This window comes from Bittarella massiliensis (ex Durand et al. 2017) (assembly GCF_017566145.1).
In the GTDB taxonomy this organism is placed as follows: Bacteria; Bacillota; Clostridia; order Oscillospirales; family Ruminococcaceae; genus Bittarella; species Bittarella massiliensis_A.
In genome coordinates this window covers 1-22528 of sequence record NZ_JABFCL010000010.1, presented here as the reverse complement: position 1 = coordinate 22528, position 22528 = coordinate 1, and the positions used below count along the sequence as shown (strand labels likewise).

Below are 22528 nucleotides of genomic sequence, written 5' to 3'. Positions count from 1 at the left end.
ATGCCCGGATGGCAGCTGGGCAGGGGCGGCTTATCCGGCGGGGCCGTCGGGGTAGCGGCGCAGGTACTCGGCCACCCGCCGCTCCTCCTCTTCCCGGTAGGGGTAGCCGAGGGCGGCGGCCACCGCCCGCGCAGCCTGGGAGAAGAGGCGGCCCAGGTCCGAGAGGGATTGGCGGCAGGCGGGGTAGCTGTCGCAGCGGTAGGTCTTCAGCAGGGCCTGCCAGGTCGCGGGGGGCAGGTATTGTTCTAAGTATTTGCCGCACTTGCCGACACTCACCGAAAAGCCGGTCTGACAGCCCACCTGCCAGCCAAACATCCGCACCAGTTCGCCGCGCAGGGCGTGCAGGTGTTCGGCGGCGTAGAGGATCTCCCCCCGGCAGATGCCCTTGAGCACGTAGGGAGAGAGCCACCAGAACTGGTTGCAGCAGGCCCAAAACACCTCCCTGCTGGGGCGCTTTACCCAGTGGCAGCGGTCCGACGGCGGGGGAAGGGGGGGACAGCGCCCGTCCTTGTCCAGCAGGATGACGGTCTGGGTGTCCTCGCGGAGATAGCCCTCCAACATGTCCAGGGTGCGCAGCATCAGATCGATGCGGTTGCCGTCGGCAAAGAGCATCAAGTAGGTGTAGGCGCCCCCCAGGGAGGGGGGAAAGAGGACGCCGTCCTCCGGGGTTTGCAGGATCAGCCGTTCGCCGAAGACGTCGATCCAACTGGGGTCGGCCAGGAAGGGGGCCATGTCGGTGACGAAGTAGACCGCGTCGAAGTCCTGAAAGGCGTCGCGGGGCGCCTGCGGGTTGGCGCGGGAGCCGTTGAGCGCCACCAGGCGGACGCGGGGGTCGTTCTGGGCGGTGTCGAGGATGAGCTGGTACATCTCCTGTTCGGTGCGCATGGCGGGGCCCCCTTCGTTTGGATCAGATAGATAAACCCATTATACAGGAAAACGGGGCACAAAAAAACAGCTGATCCAAAAAGATCGGCTGTTTTGGGGGCATTTTGTGAAAGGCGCTGCCGGGGAGGGGCCTTTTGTGGGCCGGGCGAGGGCGGAGAGGGCTGCAAGCCACGGGGCGGCGGCTCTCTCCTGCATTTGGCGGCAGGCCGGCCCCGAGGAGGAGGGGGACAGCGCACAGCAAGGCTACGGCTTTTTTGGCAGACGTGAAAAAATTTTCCCTTTGCCGAGATGTTCTGTGTGGGCGCCGGGCGGCATTACCCGTTGGAGCAGTTGGCCGCGTCGATGGCCAACACGATCATCAGGGACAGCAGCGCGTTCTCCTGCTCGGCCACCTCGATGACGTAGGTATCGGTCCAGCGCAGCGGCTCCTTGTAGACCCGGGCGATCTCCCGGCCGGCGGCGTCCAGCACCTGGTAGTTCCAGCCCAGCCAGTCCCCCTCTACCCGCCAACCGCTGCAGTCGAGGGTGTAGGAGGGGCGGAAGAGGGTGAGCTCCCGCTTGATCTGGCCGATGCAGCGCTCCCCCAGGTAGAGGGCAAAGCGGGGGAGGAAGGTGAGGACCTCCTCCTTGACCTGGCCCAGATACCGGCCCTGGGCGTCGGCGATTTCCAGCCGGTGGCCCCAGGAGAGCTGTCCCTTTACGGTGAAGAGGGGGGCGCCCCACTCGTCGCAGATGTCGTAGCTGTCAAACCAGGAGAAAAAGCGCTGCCGAATCAGAAGTTTCATAAACCGTTCCTCTCTGTCGTCTTGGGGGTGGATGTTGGAAAGGGGAGCCCTTAGAACCAGATCGCCTTGACGACTAGCCAGGCGATGAGGAGCCAGAGCAGGAGGATGGGAAGGGCGTAATACCATTTTTTTGGCTTCCCGTCCCGCCAGACCCCGGCTGCGCGCTCCCTGCTTCTGGCCCAGACCTCGGACGGGATGCAGCGGACGGTCAGGGCCACCAGGGCCGGCAGCAGGAGGAGGTCGTCCAGGTACCCGAGCACCGGGACAAAGTCTGGGATGAGGTCGATGGGCGACAGGGCATAACCCACTGTGAGGGCGGCGAAAAACTTGGCGAGGAAGGGGGTGTCCCGGTCTTTGAGGGCGATAAAGACGGCTGGAATATCGGCTTTCAGCCGCTGTGCCCGCTCCTTGATGGATGACATCGGTGTCTTCTCCTCCCAAACGTTTGGCTTTGGACTTGGCGGGGCGGCGGGGGCTTGGGCCAATGGACGCCGCTCTCTTCAGTTTTGTCCCGGTCTGCCGGCGGGCGGGCCGCCCTCCCCCACCGCCGGGGCGGGGGACTGCCGGCTTGGCATTTCGCCCTTCATCCGCCGCTTGTCCTCATACATGTCCCGGTCGGCCGTTTGGCAGGCGCGATCAAAGGCAAAGGGGTAGGAGTACATGGCGTACCCGATCGCACAGCGATAATCTGTCTGTTCCAAATCGCCGCGTATTCTGCCGATGAGGGACCGGACCGCCCGCTCGTCTAACTTGTAGCAGAGGATCATGAACTCGTCCCCGCCGACGCGGTAGAGGGAGGCGCGGGAGCCCATGTGCTTTTTGATGGTCCTGGCGAGGGTGACCAGCGCCTTGTCGCCCTCGGTGTGGCCGTAGTGGTCGTTGAGGCTTTTTAGGTCGTTGAGGTCCAGCGAGATCACCGCCGCCAGCGCCCCGCGGTACTTGTCCGCGTCCAGGTAGAAGCGGCGCCGCGTCAGCGCCCCGGTCAGGGGGTCCCGATTGTTTTGGTTGCTGTTGAGAAAGAGGTAGAAGAAGGTGACGGACGTGGCCATACAGGGGTTTTGGATAAAGCGGAAGCCAAGCAGTGATTCCATCGCGGTGGAGAGGAGGGCCAGCAACACGATGGCAGAGACGATCAGCGCTTCTTTAAAACTCCCCTTCCGAAACTCTCGGGCCGTTTGGACAAGGAGGAGGGCTGCGTAGAAAGCCGCCGCCAAAAAGGGGGCGCCCCCCAACGGCCCGCGCACAAATACATTGTCGGGGGTGTACCAGAAGGCCAGGTTGCAAAACAGGGCGGAAAAGGACACCAGCGCGTTGCACAGGAGAGGGGCGCTGAGTAGAGCGAGCCGGGCCGACGAGTACTTTTTTTGAGTGATGATGAGAAAGTAGGGGATCATTGGGCGCAGGGAGTACCCGAGCGCCGAGAGGGCGGTGCGCAGAGCGGCAGGGGAGGCGGCCAAGGCCAACTGCGCTTCCCACGCCTCCTCAACAATCAGGATCAAGATGCAAAAGGCAGCTGCAAGAAAGAGGTTGTTTGTCCTTTTGTCAAAGTTGTTGTTGGTAAAGGCGAACAGGATCAAGAACGAGGTGATTGCCACAGCGACAAAGCTGTTCTCTACAAACTCGAATACCACGGTTTCTCCTCCGCCTATCGGCCTTGCGCCTTCTCACAGGTTCGCTGGACATACGGTGATTTTGGGCGCGGTGATCGCGTCAGTCTTTTCGCGTCATCAAAACGACTGTCTCCACGTGGGCGGTGCGGGGGAAGAGGTCCACCGGCTGGATCTGCTGGGCGGCGTAGCCCCGCTCGGCAAAGAGGGCCACATCCCGGGCCATGGTGGCCGGGTTGCAGGAGATCATCACCACCCGGTCGGGGGCGAGGCGGGCCACCTCGTCGATGACGTGGACGTCGCAGCCCTTGCGGGGCGGGTCCAGGACCACTGCGGTGGGGGAGATGCCGTTTTGGGCAAAGTAGTCCACCGCATCCCTGCAGTCGCCGCAGAGGAAGTGGGCGTTTTCGATGCCGTTGAGGGCGGCGTTTTTCCGGGCGTCCTCCACCGCGGCGGGAACGACCTCCACCCCGTAGACCTTCTTGACCTGGCCGGCCATGGTCAGGCCGATGGAGCCCACCCCGCAGTAGAGGTCGAGGAGGACGTCCTCCCGGTTCAGCTGGGCCATCTTGGCGGCGAGGGTGTAGAGGGTTTCCGCCGCGTCCCGGTTGACCTGGTAGAAGGAGAGGGGGGAGAGGGCCAGGCGGATGCCGCAGAGCTCGTCTACGATCCGCTCCTCCCCCCAGAGGAGGGTGCACTCCTGCCCCATGATCACGTTGGTGGCCCGGCGGTTGTGGTTGAGGTAGATACTGCGGATGGCGGGGAACTGGCGGGTGAGGGCGTCCACCAGTTGGCCGCTGTGGGGCAGCCGCTCCCCATTGATGACCACCGTCATCATGATCTGCCCGGTCTTTTGGGCCAGGCGCAGGCAGAGGTGGCGCACCAGCCCGCGCTGGCTCTCCTCGCTGTAAACCGAAATTTTGTGGCTCTCCAAAAAGCGGCAGAAGCTGGCGGCGATTTGGTCGAAGACAGGGGGGTGGAGGGAACAGCTCTGCAGGGGGACGATGCGGTGGCTGTTTTTGCCGTAGTAGCCGCAGACCACCCGCCCCTCCCGGTCGAGGCCGACGGGCAGCTGGCACTTGTTGCGATACCCCTCCCGCCGGGGGCTGGGCAGGCAGGGGGGGAGGGTGCATTCCATCCCCGCGCCCTTTTTCAGGCAGCTCTCCACCGCCGCCGTCTTGACGGCCAGCTCCTTGCGGTAGGCCATCTGCCGGTAGACGCACCCCCCGCAGCGGGGCCAGAGGGGGCAGTCGCTGTCGATCCGGTCGGGACTGGGCTCCAGCACCGCCAGCAGACGGGCAAAGCCGTAGTTTTTCAGCAGTTTGAGCACCCGCACCCGCACCCGTTCCCCCTCGATGGCGCCGGGCACAAAGAGGGCAAAGCCCTCATGCCGGCCCACCCCACTGCCGTCGTGGGTGGTGCCGGTGATGAGCAGTTCCAATTCATCGTTTTTCTTCAGCATTTCAGTCAATACCCCGTTGTGGCGGGCCGGAGCCCGGTGATGCGCGCCCCCAAAAGGCTGGAGGGGGGCGGTGAAAGACGGCTTTTGACGGCGCTCCCCCCCTCCTGTAGGGAGGGGGCCGCCCCCGCGATCGGGCGATGGGAGAGCCCTCCCACCGGCGCCGGTGCGGAGAAGCCGGCAAAGTTGTTTTCGGTCCTTGAAAGGTTGCGCCCATATATCACAGCTGTGAAACGCGTGATGGCATCGGCCATGGGGCAGGGGCAAAGGTCGTTTGCGCATCTGCCTGGCCGTTTTCAGGTATAATGGCCGCTCTGCGGCTATTATACCATAAAATCGCGCGCAGGGCACCGGCCTGTCTGCGCGACCTGTCGAAAAAGGGGGAGATTCAGGTTGAGGAGGGGGGAAGATGTGTTATTCTGGTGAAAAGAAGCCGAGTCGCCCGGAAAAGGGCGGGGCGGCGAGGAGAAGGGAGAGGGGCGCAGATGGAAGGGACCTTTATCAACCTGACGGAGGAGAACCTGGCCGATGAGCACCTGTGCTGCATCATACGCAGCAGGGTGGTCCACCCGGGGGTGGAGGCGAAGCGGCAGTGGCTCGCACAGCGGCTGAAGGAGGGGCACGTCTTTCGCAAGCTGGACGCAAAGGGCACGGTCTTCATCGAGTACGCCCCCCTGGAGACGGCCTGGGTGCCGGTGGTGGGCGAAAACTACGACTACCTGTACTGCCTGTGGGTCATCGGCCCTCACCGGGGCAAGGGATATGGGCGCGCCCTGATGGAGTACTGTCTGTCCGACGCCCGGAAGAGGGGGCGCTCCGGCGTCTGCATGCTGGGGGCGAGGAAACAGAAGTCCTGGCTCTCCGACCAGGCCTTTGCCAAGGGATTTGACTTTGAGGTGGTGGACGCCACCGCCAGCGGGTACGAGCTGCTTGCCCTCTCCTTTGACGGGACGGCCCCCGCCTTTGCGCCAAGCGCCAAGAGGGAGCGAATCGAGAGCGAGGAGCTGACTGTCTACTACGACATGCAGTGCCCCTACGTTGCGCGGAGCGTGGAGCGGGTGGAGGGCTACTGCCGCGAAAACGGCATTCCGGTCTCCCTCGTCCAGGTGGACAGCCTGCAAAAGGCCAAGGAGCTGCCCTGCGCCTTCAACAACTGGGCGGTTTTTTACAAGGGGGAGTTTCAGACGGTGAACCTGCTGGACACGGCCCAGCTGCAGCGGATGTGCAGCCGGTGACCGGTGCTGCCGGATACTGGTCCAAAGAGAGAGGGAGGGGGCACGGCTCAAACGAGCCGCGCCCCCTCCCTCTGTTGCAGCCAGACGGGGGACTAGTTGAGGTGGATAAAGCGGAAGGAGAACTGTTTGGGCAGCGACAGGTCCTTGAACACCCGCTTGGCAAAGTGGGCCACGAACGCCTCCATCCACCGGCTCTCCCCGGCGGTGCAACCGCCTTTGGAGAAGCGGGCCTTCTGCGCCAGCTCCAGGGCCTTGGCGAAGTCGCCCTCATGCACCGTCAGGTGGCGGATTTGCAGGGAGGCGGCGTACTCGTCCAGCGGCAGATGCTGCCGGTTGCCCTCGCCCAGGTAGCGCAGCACCCGCTCCAGCCGGCCGTAGTCGAGCAGGACCCTCTGGGTGTGGCCGGCCCGGCGGTAGCGGCTGGCCCGGCCGGCGCGGACGATGCCGGCGCGCAGGAGAAGGGCGGCGAGGAAGAGGGTGAGCAGCGCCCCCACAAAGAGGAGGATCATCAGGGGGAGGGGCAGCTGGCCGATCCAGGTGTCCCCAAAGCGGAAGCCCAAAAACTTCTCCTGCACGGTCTGGGGGCCGTCCGCCCCGCCCACATCCTCCTCCCCCTTGGCGCTGTCCTCGCCCTCCAGCGGGGAGCGGTCGCCCGAGAGGAGGGGATAGCTGTACCCGTCGTAGGGGTCGCGGAAGGTGGTGGTCATCTCCATGGGGATCCAGCCGTAGCCGTCCACATAGACCTCGGCCCAGGCGTGGGCGCTGTAATCCAGCACATCCACCTGGCGGGCGGGGTTGGAGATGGCCTCGCCGCTGATGTCGTAGACCAGCTGGTCCCCCGCGTCCTTGCCGCTGGAGAAGGTGTCGCCCTTGACCAGGTAGCCCTCCACATACCGGGCGGGGACGCCGGCGGCCCGGAACATGGCCACCGCCGCCGAGGCGTAGTGGACGCAGAAGCCGCCGTCCATCTTGTCGTAGAAGTAGGTGATGAAGTCCTCGCCCTCGGGCACCTTGCCCGGGTTCATGTCGTAAATTTTGTTGGATTGCAGCAGGGTGCGGACGTATTTGGAGTACCCCTCGAGGCCGCCCAGCTCCCGGTATTTTTCGGGGGTGCAGGCGGCGCGGATGCTGGAGAGCCCCTTGTCGGGCAGCTCGGTATAGGTCTGGTGGACATAGGCCTCGTAGGCGGCGAGGCGCTCGGTGTAATCGGCGGGGGCGTCGCTGGCCGAGGCGGCGGCCTGGCGCAGGCTCCCCACCTCCAGCATGCTGGGCAGGGCAAAGTAGTCAAACTCGTACTTGCGCTTTTTGCTCTTGACCGAGACGTTTGCCTCCCCCGAGAAGGTGACATCGTCGCCGCTGAAAAGGCCGTTGTAGGGGGTGTAGGTGTAGGCGGAGTTGGCGTTTCGGTTTTCGACCTTCACGTGGGAGAGGACGCTGCGCTTCACCTGGTTGCTGAAGGCCTTGCGGGCCAGGGAGACGGTCTCCCCCTGCAGGTTTTGGGGGTGGCTGCCGCTGCTTTCAAAGGCGTCGTACATCTCCTGGGCGAGCTGGGTCTCCCTGGCCATGTCGGCGGGGAGCCAGGCGGTGTGGATGTACTCGCCCCCCACAAAGCCCCGCAGGTAGAAGGTGTCGCCAAAGTAGGGGCCGGTGACCCGCAGGGCCGTTTGGCCGGTGAAGTGCAGGCCGTCCACCTCGTAGAGCTTGCCGCCGTTGAGCCCGCCGGAAGCGCCCCCGAAGTTGCCGCTGAGGGGGAAGTCCTCCAGGGCCTCGGCCATGTCGTCGCGGAAGTTCTGCACCGCTGTCGAGTCGTAGAGGGCCGGGGCCAGCAGGGCGGTGGCCCCGCCCATGCTCAGGCAGACGGCGGCGATCAGGATGGCCGAGACGATCATCGAGAGCCACTTGCGGTGCACGCCGTTGTAGAAGAGGACGTCCTTTTTCCTTTTGGGGTGGATAAACACCCCCTCCCCCCGGCGCTGGCGCACCACCTGCATGGCGCCGATGCCGGCGTAGGCCGCCACCAGCAGCAAAAAGGAGAAGTAGGCGGGCACCAGGCCCACGAACATCCCCACCTCGATGACGGGGAAGCTCAAGAGCAGCACCATGGGCAGGCTGGGCCGGCGGAGGATGAACCAGCAGATGCCGGCGGAGAGGAGGAAGAAGACCAGCATGAAACAGAGATCGGAGCTGTCGCCCTCGGCAAAGGAGTAGGAGACGTAGGGCAGCTCGGTGGGGATGCGGGTGTTGATCCGCGCCGCCAGGGCGTTGTAGGCCATGTAGGCGCTGGGGAGCAGGCGGTCCCCCATCCAGACGCAGACCCCGGCAAAGCCGGCGAAGGCGATGGGCAGGCCGATGCGGGTGGTGTACTTGTTGAAGTAGATGAGCCCGAAGAGCAGGGGGAAGACCGCCACCCCCAACATCAAGTTGGAGTGGGATTGGTCGATTTTGTAGATGGTCGAGAAGGTGCTGGCAAAGCCCAGCAGGCAGAGAAAGGCCAGCACAATGGTGACGAAATAGCTGAAGCCCGGCACCTCCCAGCGAAAGGCGAGGGAGGCGCCCTCCTGAAAGAAGAGGCCGCTGTTGTGGCCGGGCTCGACGTCCTTGCGCCGGGAGGGCGCGCGGGAAGCGGATTTTTTTGACAAGACAGGGCCCTCCTTACAGCATGAGATTTTGCAGGCTTGCGCCCACCTGGTCGGGGTCGATGGGGACCAGTCCCGGCCCCCGGGCCTGCTCGCCCCCGTCGGGGTTGGTGTAGAAGATGGTGAAGCTGTCGCCAAAGCTGCGCAGCCGGTCGTCCTTGGCCACCTCCTCCGTCAGGTTCGGGGTGACGTAGAAGGCGTAGGGCTCGGTCCCCGCCAGCTGGTCCAGGTAGTAGTCCTGCAGCATGTGCGGCCGGTCGGCGTAGGGCTTGGCACCAAAGACCTGTTGCAGGGCGTCGAGCACCTCCTCCTCCGAGCGGACGGGGGAGCGGTGCAGCCCGCTCTCATCGCACCAGCAGAGCTGGTGTTCCCCCACCTGTTCCAGCAGGTAGAAGGAGAGGGAGGCGCAGGCGTCCAGGGCGGCGCTCAACTCCTTTTTGTAGCGGGGGCGGCTGGGGTCGGCCCAGAGTTCGAGCAGCAGCAGGGGGGCGTTTTGCAGGGGATAGCTGCCCTGGCGCACCATGAACCGGCCCTGGGAGGCCGTCAGCTTCCAGTGGATGCGCTGCAGCTTGTCGCCGGGCTGGTAGTCGCGGATGCCGAAGGTCTCGGAGTAGTCGTCGCCGAACCGGTTTTGGTCGAAGGTGTCGCTCTCGCCCAGGGCGTGGCGCTGGGCCATGTTGGACTCGATCTCGTAGATCACCGGCATCACGGTGAAGGGCACCGGGTCGGGCAGCTCTTTGGCCCGGCGCTTCCAGAGTTTAAAGGCGTCAAAATAGACGATGGAGCGCACCTCGATGACGGCGTTGCCGCCGTAGAGGGCCCGGATGGGGAAGGTGAAGTCCTGTCCGTTGAGGGGGAAGAGGGGAAAGACCACCGTCTGCAGGTCCTCGCCCCCGTAGTACTGGTGCCGGCAGGCCAGGGTCACCCGGCACTCGGACACCGGCAGAAAGGAGCGCACCCGCGCCTTGATGTGCAGCGTCTGCAAATCCCCCGCCACCACCGAATGGTGTTCGCAGGAGAGGGAGATCTTGGTGTAGCGCACCGCCAGGCGCAGCAGGAGGTAGAGGAGCAGCGGCAGCAGCAGGGTGATGGCGAAGGTCAGATAGGAGAGGTAGTCCTTGTAAAAGATCGAGAAGAGGGCCATCCCCACCACCAGCAGGCCGTAGACGCATTTGCGAACCCACATGGCGCCCGGCCCCTAGCGGTCCCGCCGGGGGCGGGTCGGCTGCTGGATGGAGGGGGGCTCGATCTCCCCGAGAATCTTCTCCAGAATGTCGCCGCCGGTCAGCCCGGCCACCCCCGCCTTGGAGGTCAGCAGCACCCGGTGACCAGCCGTGGCCTTGAGCACGGCGCGCACGTCGTCGGGCACCACGTACTCGCGCCCCAGGTAGTAGGCGTTGGCCCGGGCCATCTTGGCCACCGCCAAAGTGCCGCGGGGGCTGAGGCCCAGCCGCAAGTCGGGGTGGCTGCGGGTGGCGGCGGCGATCTCGGTGATGTAGCGGTAGATGTCGTCGTGGACGTGCACCTCGTCCACCTCATTTTGCATGGCCATGATCTCCTCGCCGCTGGCGATGGGTTCGATGTCCTCGAGGGGGTTGTGGCCCTTGCGGTCGCGCAGGATGTTCAGTTCGCTCTCCGCGTCGGGGTAGCCCATGGTGAGGCAGACGGCAAAGCGGTCCAGCTGGGACTCGGGCAGCAGCTGGGTGCCCACCGAGCCGATGGGGTTTTCGGTGGCGATGACCACAAAGGGGCGGGGGGTCTGGCGGGTGACCCCGTCCACGGTGATGCTGCCCTCCTCCATCACCTCCAGCAGGGCCGACTGGGTCTTGGAGGAGGTGCGGTTGATCTCGTCGGCCAGAAAGAGGTTGCACATGGCCGCGCCGGGCTTGTAGACAAATTCCTGCTTTTCCTTGTCGTAGATGGAGAAGCCGGTCACGTCCGAGGGCATGACGTCGGGGGTGAACTGCACCCGGTTGTAGTCCAGGTTCATGGCCTTGGAGAAGGCCACCGCCAGGGTGGTTTTGCCCACGCCGGGGATGTCCTCCAACAAAACGTGGCCACGGGCCAGCACTGCAAGCATGACCTTGGTGACCACGTCGTCTTTGCCGATCACGGCCTTTTTCACCTCGTTGACAATGTCCTGGGACTTGTAGACATAATCGCGATTCATCTTCCCATTCCTCCGCATTCTAATCTCTTGGGTGGCCTTTGAAAAACACACAATCTATCGATATTTTACACGGCGGGGGGAGATGTGGCAATTCTTTTATTTTATTTTCACAAAGCGGCCGCCGAAATTTGCCCCCCTTCTTCCGCAGTGGAAAAAGGGGGACAAACCCGCTCTCCAGGCGGGCTGAAGGGGGGTAAAAGAGGGGGAGGGAAGAGAGGTGGCTATAAAAGGTGCACAAAATAAAGTTGCAAAGTTCATGCAGCCTGTTTTGGAGAGAGCGGAGGAAAAGGCCCTGCCGGGGAGGATTTTTGGAGGGAGGAGAAAAACGCCCCGCCGAGAGCGGCCCGGCGGGGCGTTTGAAGGTTACGGGTCGCGCCGGGAAGGGGCGTCCTCCCCCTCCCGGGCGGTTTGGGCGATGTAGAGTTCTGCCGCCCGCTCCATCTTGGGGAGGGCTTTTTGCGCGGCGGAGAGGGTGCGGTAGAGTTTGTAGGCAAAGAGACCGCCCACCGCGGAGACCACCACCGCCCCCACCGAGACGACCGAGCCCACAAAGGCCAGCGAGCGGGCGATGGACTTGGAGGATTTGACCAGCCCGGCGGGCTGCTTGATTGATTTTTTCAAAAAATCGCGCTCCTTTCTCGCGGCCGGCAGGCTGTCGGGCCGGCCGGTTCGCGGTTACGACAGTTTGTAGACCACCCCGCTGCGGCGGGGGAGGAAGAGGGGGTCCGGCCCGGCGGGGGGGATGTCGCCGCTCTCCATCCAGCCGCCAAAGCGCGTTTCGGCGGTGTGGAGTACCGGAAGCCAGACCCGGCCCTTTTCCGGCGGGGGGAGTTTGGTCTTGCAGTCGTTTACGGGGTGGAAGTTGAGGGCAAAGAGGTAGTCGCCCCGGCGGTAGACCAGCAGTTTGCGGTTGTGGCTGAGCTTTTGCAGGTTGGAGGGGGCCCCCAGCAGGTTGCCGCTGTTTTGCAGGTCGATCATGGCCATGTCAAAGGCCTGCAGGTGCTGGTAGCGCAGGAAGGGGCTGTCGGCCAGGCTCCACTGGCGGCGGGCGTACTGGTAGCTGTTGCCGTTGCCCTCCCGGGGCATGTCGATCCACTCGGGGTGGCCGAATTCGTTGCCCATAAAGTTGAGGTAGCCCTCTCCCGCCAGGGAGAAGGTCACCAGCCGGATCATCTTGTGCAGGGCGACGGCCCGCTCGATGACGTCGCTGTGGGAGTTGAGGTCCATGTGCCAGTACATCTCCGCGTCCGCCAGCCAGAAGATGAGGGTCTTGTCCCCCACCATGGCCTGGTCGTGGCTCTCGCAGTAGCCGATGTTTTTCTCCTGCGGGCGGCGGGTGGTGAGTTCAAACCACATCTTGCCCAGGTCCCAGTCCTCGTCCCTCTGGGACTTGAGGGTCTTGATCCAGAAGTCGGGCACCCCCATGGAGAGGCGGTAGTCAAAGCCGATGCCGCCGTCGGCGATGGGGACGCACATCCCCGGCATCCCGCTCATGTCCTCGGCGATGGTGACGGCATTGGGCGAGACCTCGCGGATGAGGTCGTTTGCCAGCTGCAGGTAGGTGACCGCCTCCACATCGGTGTTCATGCTGAAATACTTTTGGTAGGAGTCAAAACTCTCCCCCAGGCCGTGGTCGTGGTAGAGCATGGAGGTGACCCCGTCGAAGCGGAAACCGTCGAAGTGGTACTCGGTGAGCCAGTACTTTAAGTTGGAGAGGAGGAAGTGGAGCACCTGGGGCTTGCCGTAGTCAAAGAGCTTGGTGTTCCAGGCGGGGTGGTCCCCCTGGGGCCCGGCGTGGAAAAACTGGTACTCGGTGCCGTCGAAGGCGGCGATCCCCTCGGCGGTGTTTTTGGCCGCGTGGGAGTGCACCAGGTCCAAAAAGACGGCGATCCCCATCCCGTGGGCGGTGTTGATCAGCTCCTTTAGGTCTTCCGGCGTGCCCAGCCGGGAGGAGACGGCGAAGAAGTTGGAGATCTGGTAGCCGAAGGAGGCGTAGTAGGGGTGTTCCATCACCGCCATCAGCTGCACCGTGTTGTAGCCCAGCCGCCTGACCCGGGGGAGGACGGTCTCGGTGAACTCCCGGAAGGAGGAGACCTTGGGCTCCTCCCCGGCCATCCCCACGTGGCACTCGTAGATCAGGGGCGGGGTGTCCCGGTGGCGCACAAAGTCGCCGTCGGTCCAGACAAAGGGCTTGTCGGGCCACCAGATCTGGCCGTTGAAGCCAAAGGTGAGGGGATCCTGTACCGCCCGGCGGGCGTAGAGGGGGATGCGGTCAAAGAAGGTGCCGTCGGCCGTGATCTGCACCTTGACCTCCGACTGGTGGGGGATGGGGCCTTTGACCCGCAGTTCCCAGTTGCCGTTTTCCAATTTGCGGCAGGGGTGGGACTCCCGATCCCAGCCGTTGAAGTCGCCGAAGAGGTGCACCGCCTCGGCGTGGGGGGCCCACTCCCGGTAGACCCAGCCGTCTTCGCTGGGGTGAAAGCCGTAGTAGAGGCTGCCGTTGGCGAAGTCGGAGAGGGTGCCCCTCCCGCCCAGCAGCTGTTTTTTGACGCCGCGGTACCGCTCGTCCCGCAGGCGGATGTCCCCTTCAAACGGGGTGAGGAGGGGGTCGATCTCGAGCAATTTCAATCTGTTTTTCACAGCGGTCACTCCTTGTCACGAGAGGGGAGGATGCCCTCCCTCTCACCGCGGGGAGAAAATTCCCCCCTTTTTCTCTACTGTATAGCAAATGGGGACAAAGGTCAACGAAATCAGTATAGTTTGCACATATTTCACGATATTTGAACCCATTGTCTGTCAATTGATACAAATGTCCCTTTTGGCGGGAGGGGGGAGATGTGCTATACTCGTGGGGGAGGAGGACAGGCCCTCCTCCCCTTTACAAAGATAACCGGGTCTGCCCGCGAAATTGATAAAAAGTTGAGAATTGCCGGGTAGACTGTTTGAAAAAAGGAGTGTTGCGAGATGGGAGAGACGCTGCTGATCGTGGATGACGAGGCCGATATCCGCGCCATGTTGCGCGACGCCTTTTCGCTGGAGGGATACCGGGTCTTGACGGCGGCCAGTGGGGAGGAGGCCCTGTCCCTGCTGGGGCGCCGGCCCGACCTGGTGCTGCTGGACGTCTCGATGCCGGGGATGGACGGGCTGGACTTCTGCCGCAGGGTGCGGGATTTTTTGGCCTGCCCCATCCTCTTTCTCACCGCCCGCGTCGAGGAGGGGGACAAGCTGGCCGGCTTTTCGGCGGGGGGAGACGACTACGTGAGCAAGCCCTTTGCCATGCAGGAACTCAGCGCCCGGGTGGCCGCCCACCTGCGGCGGGAGAGCCGCCGCCAGCACAGCGCCCAGGTCCGCTTTGCGGGGGAGCTGACAATCGACTACTCCCAGCGCGCGGCCTGGGTGGCGGGGGAGGCGATCCCCCTGGCCAAAAAGGAATTTGACATTTTGGAGCTGCTCACCCTCAACAGCGGCCAGACCTTTGACAGGGAGCGCATCTACGAGCGCATCTGGGGCTACGAGGGGGAGGGGGACAGCGCGGTGGTGACCGAGCACGTGCGCCGGTTGCGGGCCAAGTTGGCCGCCGCCTCCCCCGGGCTGGAAAAGGGGTTGGAGACGGTCTGGGGGGTGGGGTACAAATGGGTCGGCTGAGGCGGGCGCTGCAGAAGACCTCCATCCGCCGGGCGTTTGTCCTCTACACGGTGGGGGCGCTGTTGGTGGCAGGGCTTCTCTCCCTGGGGATCGGCTGGTCCACCGAAGCGGCCAAGGACGCCATCTACCGCAGGTACCAAAAGCCGTCCGGCCAGATGGTGTCGGAGGGGGTGACCCTCCTCTTTGGAGCGGGCGGAAAGGAGATGTCCCCAGAGGACCGGCGGGCGGTCTCGTCTCTGACCGGGCTGCAAAACGCCGGGATCGGGGTCGCCTTCGCCCTCTCGGTGACGGGGGCGGCGGCCCTCTTTTACCGGCGGCGGCTGGCCCGGCCCATCGCCCAGCTCAAGGACGCCTCGGCCCAGATCGCCGAGGGGAATTTGGACTTTGTGCTGACGCCGGTCAAGATGGACGAACTGGGGGAACTGGCCGTCTCCTTTGAGACCATGCGGGCGGCGCTGGAGCGGGCCGAGCGGGAGAACTGGCGGGCGCTGGAGGACCGCAAGCAGCTCAACGGGGCCTTCTCCCACGACCTGAGGACCCCGTTGACGGTCCTGCGGGGCTATGCCGACATGCTCGCCGCCTATCTGCCCACCGACCGCCTTCCCCGCGAAAAGCTGTTGGAGGTGAGCCAGTCCATGTCCCGGCAGATTGCCCGCCTGGAGCAGTACACGGCGGGGATGAACGACCTGCAGCGGCTGGAGGACACCCCGGCCCGCCCCCGGCTGCTGGATTTGGAGGAGTGGGGCCGGGAACAGGGGGACACCGGCAGCCTGCTCTGCCAGCAGCGGGGGCGGCGCTGGCGGTTTTCGCTGGCGGCCCAGGGCGGGGCCATGCTGGACGGGGCCCTGGCGGCGAGGGTCTTTGAAAACCTGCTGCAAAACGCCGTCTCCCACGCCTCGCGCCAGGTTTTAGCCGCGGTGGCGCGGGAGGGGGAGTGGCTCCTCTTGCAGGTGGAGGACGACGGCCCCGGCTTCTCGCCCGAGGCCCTGCAGCGGGCGGCCGACCCCTTTTACAGGGAGGAGAGGGAGGGCCACTTCGGCCTGGGGCTGAGCATCTGCCGCGCCCTCTGCCGAAACCACGGCGGCTCCCTCTCCTGGGACAACCGCCCCGCCGGCGGGGCCCGGGTCACCGCCCGGCTGCGGTTAAAGCCCCCAGAGGAAGGCGGGGCAAGGGCGGGGGAAAAGGAAAAATAAAAGTTTGGCAATTGAGAAAAAGTTGAGAAACGGCTGGTACACTCTCCTTCGATGAAATTGGAAGGAGGGTGTATTTTGTTGGAAAAAAACACAGTGGAAATACGGGACCTGTCGGTCGCCTACGGAAAGAAGGAGGCCCTGTCCCACCTGAACCTGACGGTTCGCCCGGGGCTGTTTGGCCTGTTGGGCCGCAACGGGGCGGGAAAGACCACCCTGATGCGCACCCTGGCGGGGCTGCTGACCCCCTCGGGGGGGAAGGCGGTCGTCTGCGGGGTGCCCCTGCAGATGCGCGCCCAGATCCGGCAGATGACCGGGTATCTGCCCCAGGACTTCAATGTCTACCCCTCGATGCGGGTGGAGGAGGCGCTGGACTACTTGGGGGTCCTCTCGGGCCTTCCCCGGCGGGTGCGGAAAGAGAGGATCCCCGCCCTGCTGCGGCGGGTCAACCTGGAGGAGCAGGCGGGGGCCCGGGTGCGCGCCCTCTCGGGGGGGATGCGCCGCCGCCTGGGCATCGCCCAGGCGCTGCTGCACGACCCCCGGGTGCTGATCGTGGATGAGCCCACCGCCGGGCTGGACCCGGAGGAGCGCATCCGCTTTCGCAACCTGCTGGGGGAGGTGGCCAGCGACCGGGTGGTCCTCCTCTCCACCCACATCGTGGGGGATATCGAGGCCGTCTGCGAAAACCTTGCCGTGTTGGAGCGGGGGCGGCTGCTGTACAGCGGCCCGGTCGAGGGGTTGGCAGAACAGGCCCAGGGCCAGGTCTACCAGGTCTCGGTGAGCCGCGCCCAGCTGGAGGCGCTCAAGGAGCAGTTTTCGGTGACTGCCGCACTGCAGGAGGGCAGGGGCTTTGTCGCCCGGGTGCTCGCGGACCGGCCGCCCCTGCCCACGGCTGCCCCCTGCATGCCCGGATTGGAGGACGGCTATCTCTCCCTCCTCGCCCGGGAGAAGAGAGGGGGTGGGGGAAGATGAGCGGGTGGTCCCTCTTTACAAAGGAGTGCAGGCGGGTGGTCACCGGCCTTCCCTTCTGGTTGCTGGTGGCGGCGCTGCTGGCCTTTCTCTCCACCCAGTTCATGGCCGGGCTGAAGCCGCTGGAGGAGCCCCAGCCCGGCCTGGCGAGTTACGGCGCATCCGACCGGGTGGACTGGGAGAAGGCCATCCCCGCGGCCCTGCAGTCCCTGGCGGGGGAGTACAGGGAGAACCGGTACACCACCTACCCCTTTGGACTGGTCAAAACCGTCCGCCTCAAGGAGGAGGAGCGCCGGCAGATGGGGGAGATCCTCTCCCAGCTGACCGGCAGGAGCGAGGGGGAGTTGGCGGCGGCCGCCCAGGCCCCCGGTTTTGCCGTCGGCGACGGGGTGAGGCAACCCGACGGCTCCTTTGCCGTGCAGGTCCCGCAGGGGGAGCAGACGGCCCCCTCCCTCACCCTGGCGCCGGGCCTTGCCCGGGAGGACTTTGTGCGGCTGATGGAAGAGGCCGACGGGCTGTTGGAGGGCGGTTCCTCCTATGCGGCCGAAAACCTGGGCGGTTTTGGCAGGGAGCCCCTGCGCTATGAGGAGGCACTGGAGCAGTACCGCCAGATGGTGGAGGAGGACCGGGTGACGGGGGCCTATGCCCGGCTGTTTTGCGACTACATGGGCATCCCCCTGGCGGTGCTCCCCGCCTTTGTGGCGGCGGCCCTCTGGCTCAAGGACCGGCGCGCCGGCGCGCGCGAGGCCATCTGGTCGCGCCGGGTGTCCTCCCTCTCCCTGACGGCGGCCCGCTTTGGGGCCGTGATCGCCACGGTGATGGGGGCGGTGCTGGTGCTGGCCGGGTGGATGACGGCGGTGGTGCTGGCAAAAAACAGCGATCTCTCCGGCAGCCTCACCGCCTTTTTCAGCTACTCTCTGGGCTGGCTTTTGCCGGGGGTGCTGATCTCTGCCGGGGTGGGGGCCTTTCTCACCGAGTGCACCGGCACCCCGATCGCCATCTTCGTGCAGGGGGTGTGGTGGTACCTCTCCCTCTTTGCCGGGGCGGGCGAGCTGGTGGGGGACTACGGCTGGTCCCTGCTCATCCGCCACAACCGGTTGGGGGGCTATGCCGAGTACCGGGCGGGGCTGGCGCAGATCGCGGCCAACCGCCTGGTGTACGCCCTGGCGGGGTTGCTGCTGATGCTGCTGACGAGTTGGGTGCTGGAACAAAAGAGAAGGGGGAGATTTGGTGGAATGGGGAAAGCGATACGCAGCCATTGCCGCCGTCAACGGGCGGCGGTATAGCCTGCCGGCCCTGCTGCTGTCATTGGCGCTGCTGGCGCTGCTGCCGGTGATCTTTGGGATGGCGGAACTGGACCCGGCGGCGGCCGCCCAGCCCCTGGAGATGGGGGCGGTTTTGATCGGGGTGGTGCTGTTGGCGCCGGTCTGCGCACCGGAATTGGACAGCGGCGTGCGGGAGACGGCAGACGCCCGCCGCACCCCCGCCGTCGGGGTCTGCCTGGTGCGCGCCCTGTTGGGCGCGGCGGCCGCGGCGGCGCTGCTGGCGGGGCTGGTGGGCTGGATGGGGCAAAACGGCTGCCAGGTGAGCGCCCTGCACTGGTTTGACGCCTTTGCCGGCGCCCTCTTTCTGGGGGGATTGGGGATGTTGTCCCTCGCCCTGGCAAAAAACCAGGTGGTGGGGTACATGGCGCCGCTGCTCTACTACTCGGTCAGCCTGGTGTCCAAAAAGGGGCTGTTGGGGCTGCCCTCGCTGCTGGCCATGAGCAGGGGTGAGCCCAGCGGCGCCCCGGTTTTGGCGGCCGCCGGTGGGGGGGCGATCGCCCTCGCCCTGCTGGTGCGCAGCCGCTGGAAGGCGGGGAGATAACAAAAAGGGGGGAGCGCCCCGGGCCGATTCGGCGCCCGGGGCGCTCCCCCCCCTTTTTGGCGGGGTGGTCAGGCCAGCCCCAGCAGCCGGGCGGCGGTGGCCACGGTGAAACAGACCAGCATCCCCACCAGGGTGGGGACGGCAAAGGAGATGGCCGTCCACTTGAGGCTTTTGGTCTCCTTGCCGATGGTGAGACAGGTGGTGGAGCAGGGCCAGTGCATCAGGCAAAAGAGCATGGTGCAGACGGCGGTGAGCCAGGTCCACCCATTTTGCACCAACAGCTCTTTGAGGGCAAAGAGGTTTGTCATGTCGGTGAGGCTGCCGGTGGCCATGTAGGCCATGATGATGATGGGAACCACGATCTCGTTGGCCGGGAAGCCGAGGATGAAGGCCATGAGGATGACCCCGTCCATCCCCAACAGGTGGGCGAAGGGGTCCAGGAAGTGGGCGCAGTGGAGGAGGACGCTGGCGTCCCCCACCTGGATGTTGGCCATCAGCCAGATGAGGAGGCCCGCCGGTGCGGCCACCGCCACGGCCCGGCCCAGGACAAAGAGGGTGCGGTCAAAGACCGAGCGCACCAGCACCTTGCCGATCTGGGGGCGGCGGTAGGGGGGCAGTTCCAGGGTGAAGGAGGAGGGCACCCCCTTGAGGATGGTGTGGGAGAGGAGGCGGGAGATCCAGAAGGTCATGACCACCCCCAGGACAATGACCCCCAGCAGGATCGCCGCCGACAGCCCGGTGGAGAGGGCCCCCCCGGCGGCCCCCACGAAGAACATGGTGATGATGGAGATCAGGGTGGGGAAGCGGCCGTTGCAGGGGACAAAGTTGTTGGTGATGATGGCGATGAGCCGCTCCCGCGGGGAGTCGATGATGCGGCAGCCCACGATCCCGGCGGCGTTGCAGCCAAAGCCCATGCACATGGTGAGGGCCTGTTTGCCGCAGGCGCAGGCCTTTTTAAATTGGTGGTCCAGGTTGAAGGCCACCCGGGGGAGATAGCCGAAATCCTCCAGCAGGGTGAAGAGGGGGAAGAAGATGGCCATGGGCGGCAGCATCACCGAGACCACCCAGGCCAGCACCCGGTAGACCCCCAGCACCAGCGCCCCGTGCAGCCAGTCGGGGGCGTGCAGGTAGACAAAGAGATCGGTCAACCGGTCCTGCACCCAGAAGAGGGCGTTCGAGAGCCACTGGGAGGGGTAGTTGGCCCCGGTGATGGTGATCCAGAACACCGCCGCCAACAGGGCCAGCATGATGGGGATGCCGGTCCACTTGTTGGTGAGGACCGCGTCGATCTTGCGGTCCCGGTCCCGGCTCTCGGCCCGGCGCAGGGTGACGCTGTCGGCGCAGGCGCCCTCGGCGGCGAGGACGATGGCGGCGGCCACCCGGTCCCGCAGCCCTTCGGGGGTGATCCCCTCGGCGGCCAGCCGGGCGCGGGCCCCTTCCAGCGCCGCGGCGACGGCGGGGTCGGCCAGGGGGTCAAAGCCCAGGTGGGTGCGCAGGGAGGCGGTGAGGCTGTCGTCCTGGTCCAGCAGTTTGAGGGCCACCCAGCGGGGGGAGAGCCTGCCCGCCAGCTTTTCTTCCAGCAGGGGCTGCAGGGAGGCGATGGCCGCCTCGATGGGGGCGGTGTAGCGGATGGGGTCGGGCGGGGTGGGGCGCCCCTCGTGGGTGACCGAGGAGAGGGCCTCCATCAGCTCCCGCAGCCCCTCGCCGCTGCGGGCGGCGGCCCCCACCACCGGGACCCCCAGGTTGCGCGAGAGCTGCTCCAGGTCGATGTCGATCTGCTTTTTTCTGGCCTCGTCCATCAAGTTGACGCAGACCACCACGTTGGGGGTGATCTCGATGGTCTGCAAGACCAGGTTGAGGTTTCGCTCCAGGCAGGTGGCGTCGCAGACCACGGCCACCCCGTCGGCCCCGCCAAAGCAGATGAAGTCGCGGGCCACCTCCTCCTCGGCCGAGTGGGCCAGCAGGGAGTAGGTGCCGGGCAGGTCGACCAGGATGTAGTCGCTTCCCCTATATGTATGGGTGCCCTGGGCGGTGGCCACCGTCTTGCCCGGCCAGTTGCCGGTGTGCTGGTTGAGGCCGGTCAGCTCGTTGAAGACGGTGCTCTTGCCCACGTTGGGGTTGCCGGCCAGGGCGATCACCCGGTCGCCGGGGGCGCGGCGGGCGATCTGCAGCCCCTGGTCCAGGGCCCCCATGCCGGTGGAGTGCGCGGTTAATCCCATGAAATATCAGCTCCTCTTTTGCAGTTTGCAGGAAAAGGCGGCGGGCAAAACGGGCTTCTGGCCGCCGCGCCTATGTACCCCGGCGCCCCGATGGGGCCGGGAAGGGGGCTAGCTCTTGAGCCCCTCCGCACTGCGGTGGAGGCCGACGGTCTCCACCAGAATCTGGTCGCTGTCCTCCTCCCGCAGGGCGATCACCGCACCCCGGATGAGGTAGGCCACCGGGTCGCCCCAGAAGCTCTTTTGCAGGCACTTGATGCGGGTGCCCTCGATGATGCCGATGTCCTGTAAGCGCCGGCGCATGGTGCCCTCTTGCAGGATGTCTTTGACGCGGGCGGTCTGCCCCTCTTTCAGGGCGCCCAGACGGGCTATGTCTTGTGTGGAGTTCATGGTGCTCTCTCCTTTGACAAGGCGGGCGGCATAATTGTGGCCGCCGGCCGAATAGGTATAAGTTGGTTTGAGGAAACTCTCTTTCCTGCCCCTATCTTATTGGCCGGCGGGAAAAAAGGTGACAGGGACCGGGAGGTGCGCCGATGGATAGCGACGTCGATTTTTACACCCTCAGCGGCTATGCGCTCAAAAATCCCCCTGCGCTCTCCGCTTCTATGGAGGATTACCTGGAAATGATCGCCCGGCTCTGCGCGGCGGAGGGGTTTGCGCGGGTGGGGGCCCTGGCCGAGCGGCTGAACGTCAAGCCCTCCTCCGCCTCCAAGATGGTGGGGCGGCTGCGGGGGGCCGGCTTGGTGGCCTTTGAGCGCTACGGGGTGGTCACCCTCACCCCCAAGGGGGAGGAGGAGGGGCGCTATCTCCTGCAGCGCCACCGGCTGCTGGCGCGCTTTTTCTGCCTTCTCAACCGCTCCCCCCACCAGCTGGAACAGGTGGAGCGGGTGGAGCACTTTCTCTCCCGGGAGACGGTGGCAAACCTCAAGTCCCTCGTGGAGCGGATGGAGGGGGAGTGGGGCTACACCGAGTGAAGGCCCCTTCTGCGCGCAACAAGGCCCGGCGGTCAAAACCGCCGGGCCTTGTTGAAAGGGGACATTCTGTCTATTCGGTGTAGTCCTCCCCGGTGAGGAGGAAGAGGTTGTACTGGTAGAGCCGCCCCGGGTCCTGCAGGAAGTGGTCCCGAATCCCCTCGGCCTGCTCCCGGGTGGGGGCGAAGAGGGAGACGGAGAAGAGGTCGGTGCCGATGTCCAGCACGCTGCAGCGGACCACGTAGCCGTCGCTGACCTTGATGATCTGCACGTCGGTCTCGCTTCTGTTCTTGGCCAGGCCCACCATCCGGTCGAGGGCGGCGGCGGCTTTTTCCCGCACGGCGGGAGGGATCTCGTCCCCCAGCAGGGCGGCGGCGCGGCGGCCCTCCCCGCCCAGCTTGACGCAGTCGCCCTCGAGGATCACCTGGCCGTTTTCCAGCAGGGCGGAGATGGCGGCGGTGATCTCAAAGTAGTTGGCCAGCCCTTCGAGGGTCAGGCTGTCGATGAGGAGATTTTGGGGCACCCCCTCCGGCTGGCGGGAGGCCAGCCAGCAGACCAGCACCCGAATTTCGTTGGTGGTGGTGAGCCCGCCGGGGATGATGCCGTGGATGAATGCGTTGTTTTTGTTCATGGAGAACCTCCGGAATGCCGTTTTGAAAAGAAGGGATTGGTGGCGTTGGGGCGTTGCCGCCTGGACGCGGGGCAGAGGGGGGCGAGAGCCGCGCGGCGGCCGGGCCATCCTCAGGTATAATAGCCGCTCTGCGGCTGCAATACCGCAAGCGCGGAGCGCGGCGCGGGATTTGGCCATGGGGCAGGGAGCAAACAGGGTTTGCGCATCTGCCGGGCCATCCTCAGGTATAATAGCCGCTCTGCGGCTGCAATACCGCAAGCGCG

Annotated in this window: 20 protein-coding genes; 7 read left to right on the top strand and 13 right to left on the bottom strand. The window is 65.4% G+C overall.

Going from position 1 to position 22528, the window contains the following annotated elements; translation table 11 throughout:
- Positions 1-30: 30 nt before the first annotated feature.
- From HJY11_RS10090 to rlmD, 5 genes are all read right to left on the bottom strand, one after another.
- Positions 31-885, bottom strand: coding sequence for an aminoglycoside 6-adenylyltransferase (locus tag HJY11_RS10090; protein ID WP_208075835.1), 855 nt, complete (start codon positions 883-885; stop codon positions 31-33).
- A 314-nt stretch (positions 886-1199) separates the two neighbouring features.
- The gene (locus HJY11_RS10085; RefSeq protein WP_208075834.1) at positions 1200-1670 is read right to left on the bottom strand and encodes an LURP-one-related/scramblase family protein; all 471 of its coding nucleotides are present in this window, start codon (positions 1668-1670) and stop codon (positions 1200-1202) included.
- 50 nt (positions 1671-1720) lie between these two features.
- On the bottom strand, positions 1721-2092 hold the full coding sequence (locus HJY11_RS10080) for a YkvA family protein (RefSeq protein ID WP_208075833.1): 372 nt from the start codon (positions 2090-2092) through the stop codon (positions 1721-1723).
- A gap of 78 nt (positions 2093-2170) precedes the next feature.
- Positions 2171-3301, bottom strand: a complete 1131-nt coding sequence (locus tag HJY11_RS15675; RefSeq protein ID WP_208075832.1) for a GGDEF domain-containing protein — start codon at positions 3299-3301, stop codon at positions 2171-2173.
- Positions 3302-3380: 79 nt separating this feature from the next.
- Positions 3381-4739, bottom strand: coding sequence for a 23S rRNA (uracil(1939)-C(5))-methyltransferase RlmD (gene rlmD / locus HJY11_RS10070; RefSeq protein ID WP_208075831.1), 1359 nt, complete (start codon positions 4737-4739; stop codon positions 3381-3383).
- 482 nt (positions 4740-5221) lie between these two features.
- On the opposite strand from rlmD, the gene HJY11_RS10065 reads away from it, so the two are divergent.
- Positions 5222-5971: an N-acetyltransferase gene (locus HJY11_RS10065; RefSeq protein ID WP_208075830.1), complete on the top strand. Its 750-nt coding sequence runs from the start codon at positions 5222-5224 to the stop codon at positions 5969-5971.
- A 92-nt stretch (positions 5972-6063) separates the two neighbouring features.
- On the opposite strand, the gene HJY11_RS10060 is transcribed toward HJY11_RS10065, so the two are convergent.
- The 5 genes from HJY11_RS10060 to HJY11_RS10040 form a co-directional block, all read right to left on the bottom strand.
- Positions 6064-8610: a transglutaminase-like domain-containing protein gene (locus HJY11_RS10060; RefSeq protein ID WP_208075829.1), complete on the bottom strand. Its 2547-nt coding sequence runs from the start codon at positions 8608-8610 to the stop codon at positions 6064-6066.
- Positions 8611-8623: 13 nt separating this feature from the next.
- On the bottom strand, positions 8624-9793 hold the full coding sequence (locus HJY11_RS10055; protein ID WP_208075828.1) for a DUF58 domain-containing protein: 1170 nt from the start codon (positions 9791-9793) through the stop codon (positions 8624-8626).
- A 12-nt stretch (positions 9794-9805) separates the two neighbouring features.
- Complete coding sequence (locus HJY11_RS10050) at positions 9806-10777, bottom strand: AAA family ATPase (RefSeq protein WP_208075827.1); 972 nt, start codon at positions 10775-10777, stop codon at positions 9806-9808.
- Between the two features lie 363 nt (positions 10778-11140).
- Positions 11141-11398: a hypothetical protein gene (locus HJY11_RS10045; protein ID WP_208075826.1), complete on the bottom strand. Its 258-nt coding sequence runs from the start codon at positions 11396-11398 to the stop codon at positions 11141-11143.
- Positions 11399-11452: 54 nt separating this feature from the next.
- Positions 11453-13417: an alpha-amylase family glycosyl hydrolase gene (locus HJY11_RS10040; RefSeq protein ID WP_208075825.1), complete on the bottom strand. Its 1965-nt coding sequence runs from the start codon at positions 13415-13417 to the stop codon at positions 11453-11455.
- 324 nt (positions 13418-13741) lie between these two features.
- On the opposite strand from HJY11_RS10040, the gene HJY11_RS10035 reads away from it, so the two are divergent.
- The 5 genes from HJY11_RS10035 (at position 13742) to HJY11_RS15505 (ending at position 18447) form a co-directional block, all read left to right on the top strand.
- The gene (locus HJY11_RS10035) at positions 13742-14422 is read left to right on the top strand and encodes a response regulator transcription factor (RefSeq protein WP_208075824.1); all 681 of its coding nucleotides are present in this window, start codon (positions 13742-13744) and stop codon (positions 14420-14422) included.
- On the top strand, positions 14410-15615 hold the full coding sequence (locus HJY11_RS10030; protein ID WP_208075823.1) for a HAMP domain-containing sensor histidine kinase: 1206 nt from the start codon (positions 14410-14412) through the stop codon (positions 15613-15615). The genes HJY11_RS10035 and HJY11_RS10030 overlap by 13 nt, the downstream gene beginning before the upstream one ends.
- 78 nt (positions 15616-15693) lie before the next feature.
- Positions 15694-16584 (top strand): ABC transporter ATP-binding protein, encoded by an 891-nt coding sequence (locus HJY11_RS10025; RefSeq protein ID WP_243764420.1) that lies wholly within the window; start codon positions 15694-15696, stop codon positions 16582-16584.
- A complete protein-coding gene (locus HJY11_RS10020) occupies positions 16581-17867 on the top strand; it encodes a hypothetical protein (protein ID WP_208075821.1) in 1287 nt (428 codons plus the stop codon). The genes HJY11_RS10025 and HJY11_RS10020 overlap by 4 nt, the downstream gene beginning before the upstream one ends.
- Positions 17812-18447, top strand: coding sequence for a hypothetical protein (locus HJY11_RS15505; protein WP_208075820.1), 636 nt, complete (start codon positions 17812-17814; stop codon positions 18445-18447). Before HJY11_RS10020 ends, HJY11_RS15505 begins: the two co-directional genes overlap by 56 nt.
- Before the next feature lie 68 nt (positions 18448-18515).
- Here the strand turns inward: HJY11_RS15505 and feoB are convergent, their stop codons facing one another.
- Both feoB and HJY11_RS10005 read right to left on the bottom strand, forming a co-directional pair.
- A complete protein-coding gene (gene feoB / locus HJY11_RS10010) occupies positions 18516-20666 on the bottom strand; it encodes a ferrous iron transport protein B (protein WP_208075819.1) in 2151 nt (716 codons plus the stop codon).
- 108 nt (positions 20667-20774) lie between these two features.
- A complete protein-coding gene (locus tag HJY11_RS10005; protein WP_208075818.1) occupies positions 20775-21053 on the bottom strand; it encodes a FeoA family protein in 279 nt (92 codons plus the stop codon).
- A 143-nt stretch (positions 21054-21196) separates the two neighbouring features.
- On the opposite strand from HJY11_RS10005, the gene HJY11_RS10000 reads away from it, so the two are divergent.
- Positions 21197-21637 (top strand): metal-dependent transcriptional regulator, encoded by a 441-nt coding sequence (locus HJY11_RS10000; protein WP_208075817.1) that lies wholly within the window; start codon positions 21197-21199, stop codon positions 21635-21637.
- A gap of 70 nt (positions 21638-21707) precedes the next feature.
- Here HJY11_RS10000 and HJY11_RS09995 read toward each other — a convergent pair whose 3' ends face one another.
- On the bottom strand, positions 21708-22265 hold the full coding sequence (locus HJY11_RS09995; protein WP_208075816.1) for a DUF4364 family protein: 558 nt from the start codon (positions 22263-22265) through the stop codon (positions 21708-21710).
- Between the last annotated feature and the right edge of the window lie 263 nt (positions 22266-22528).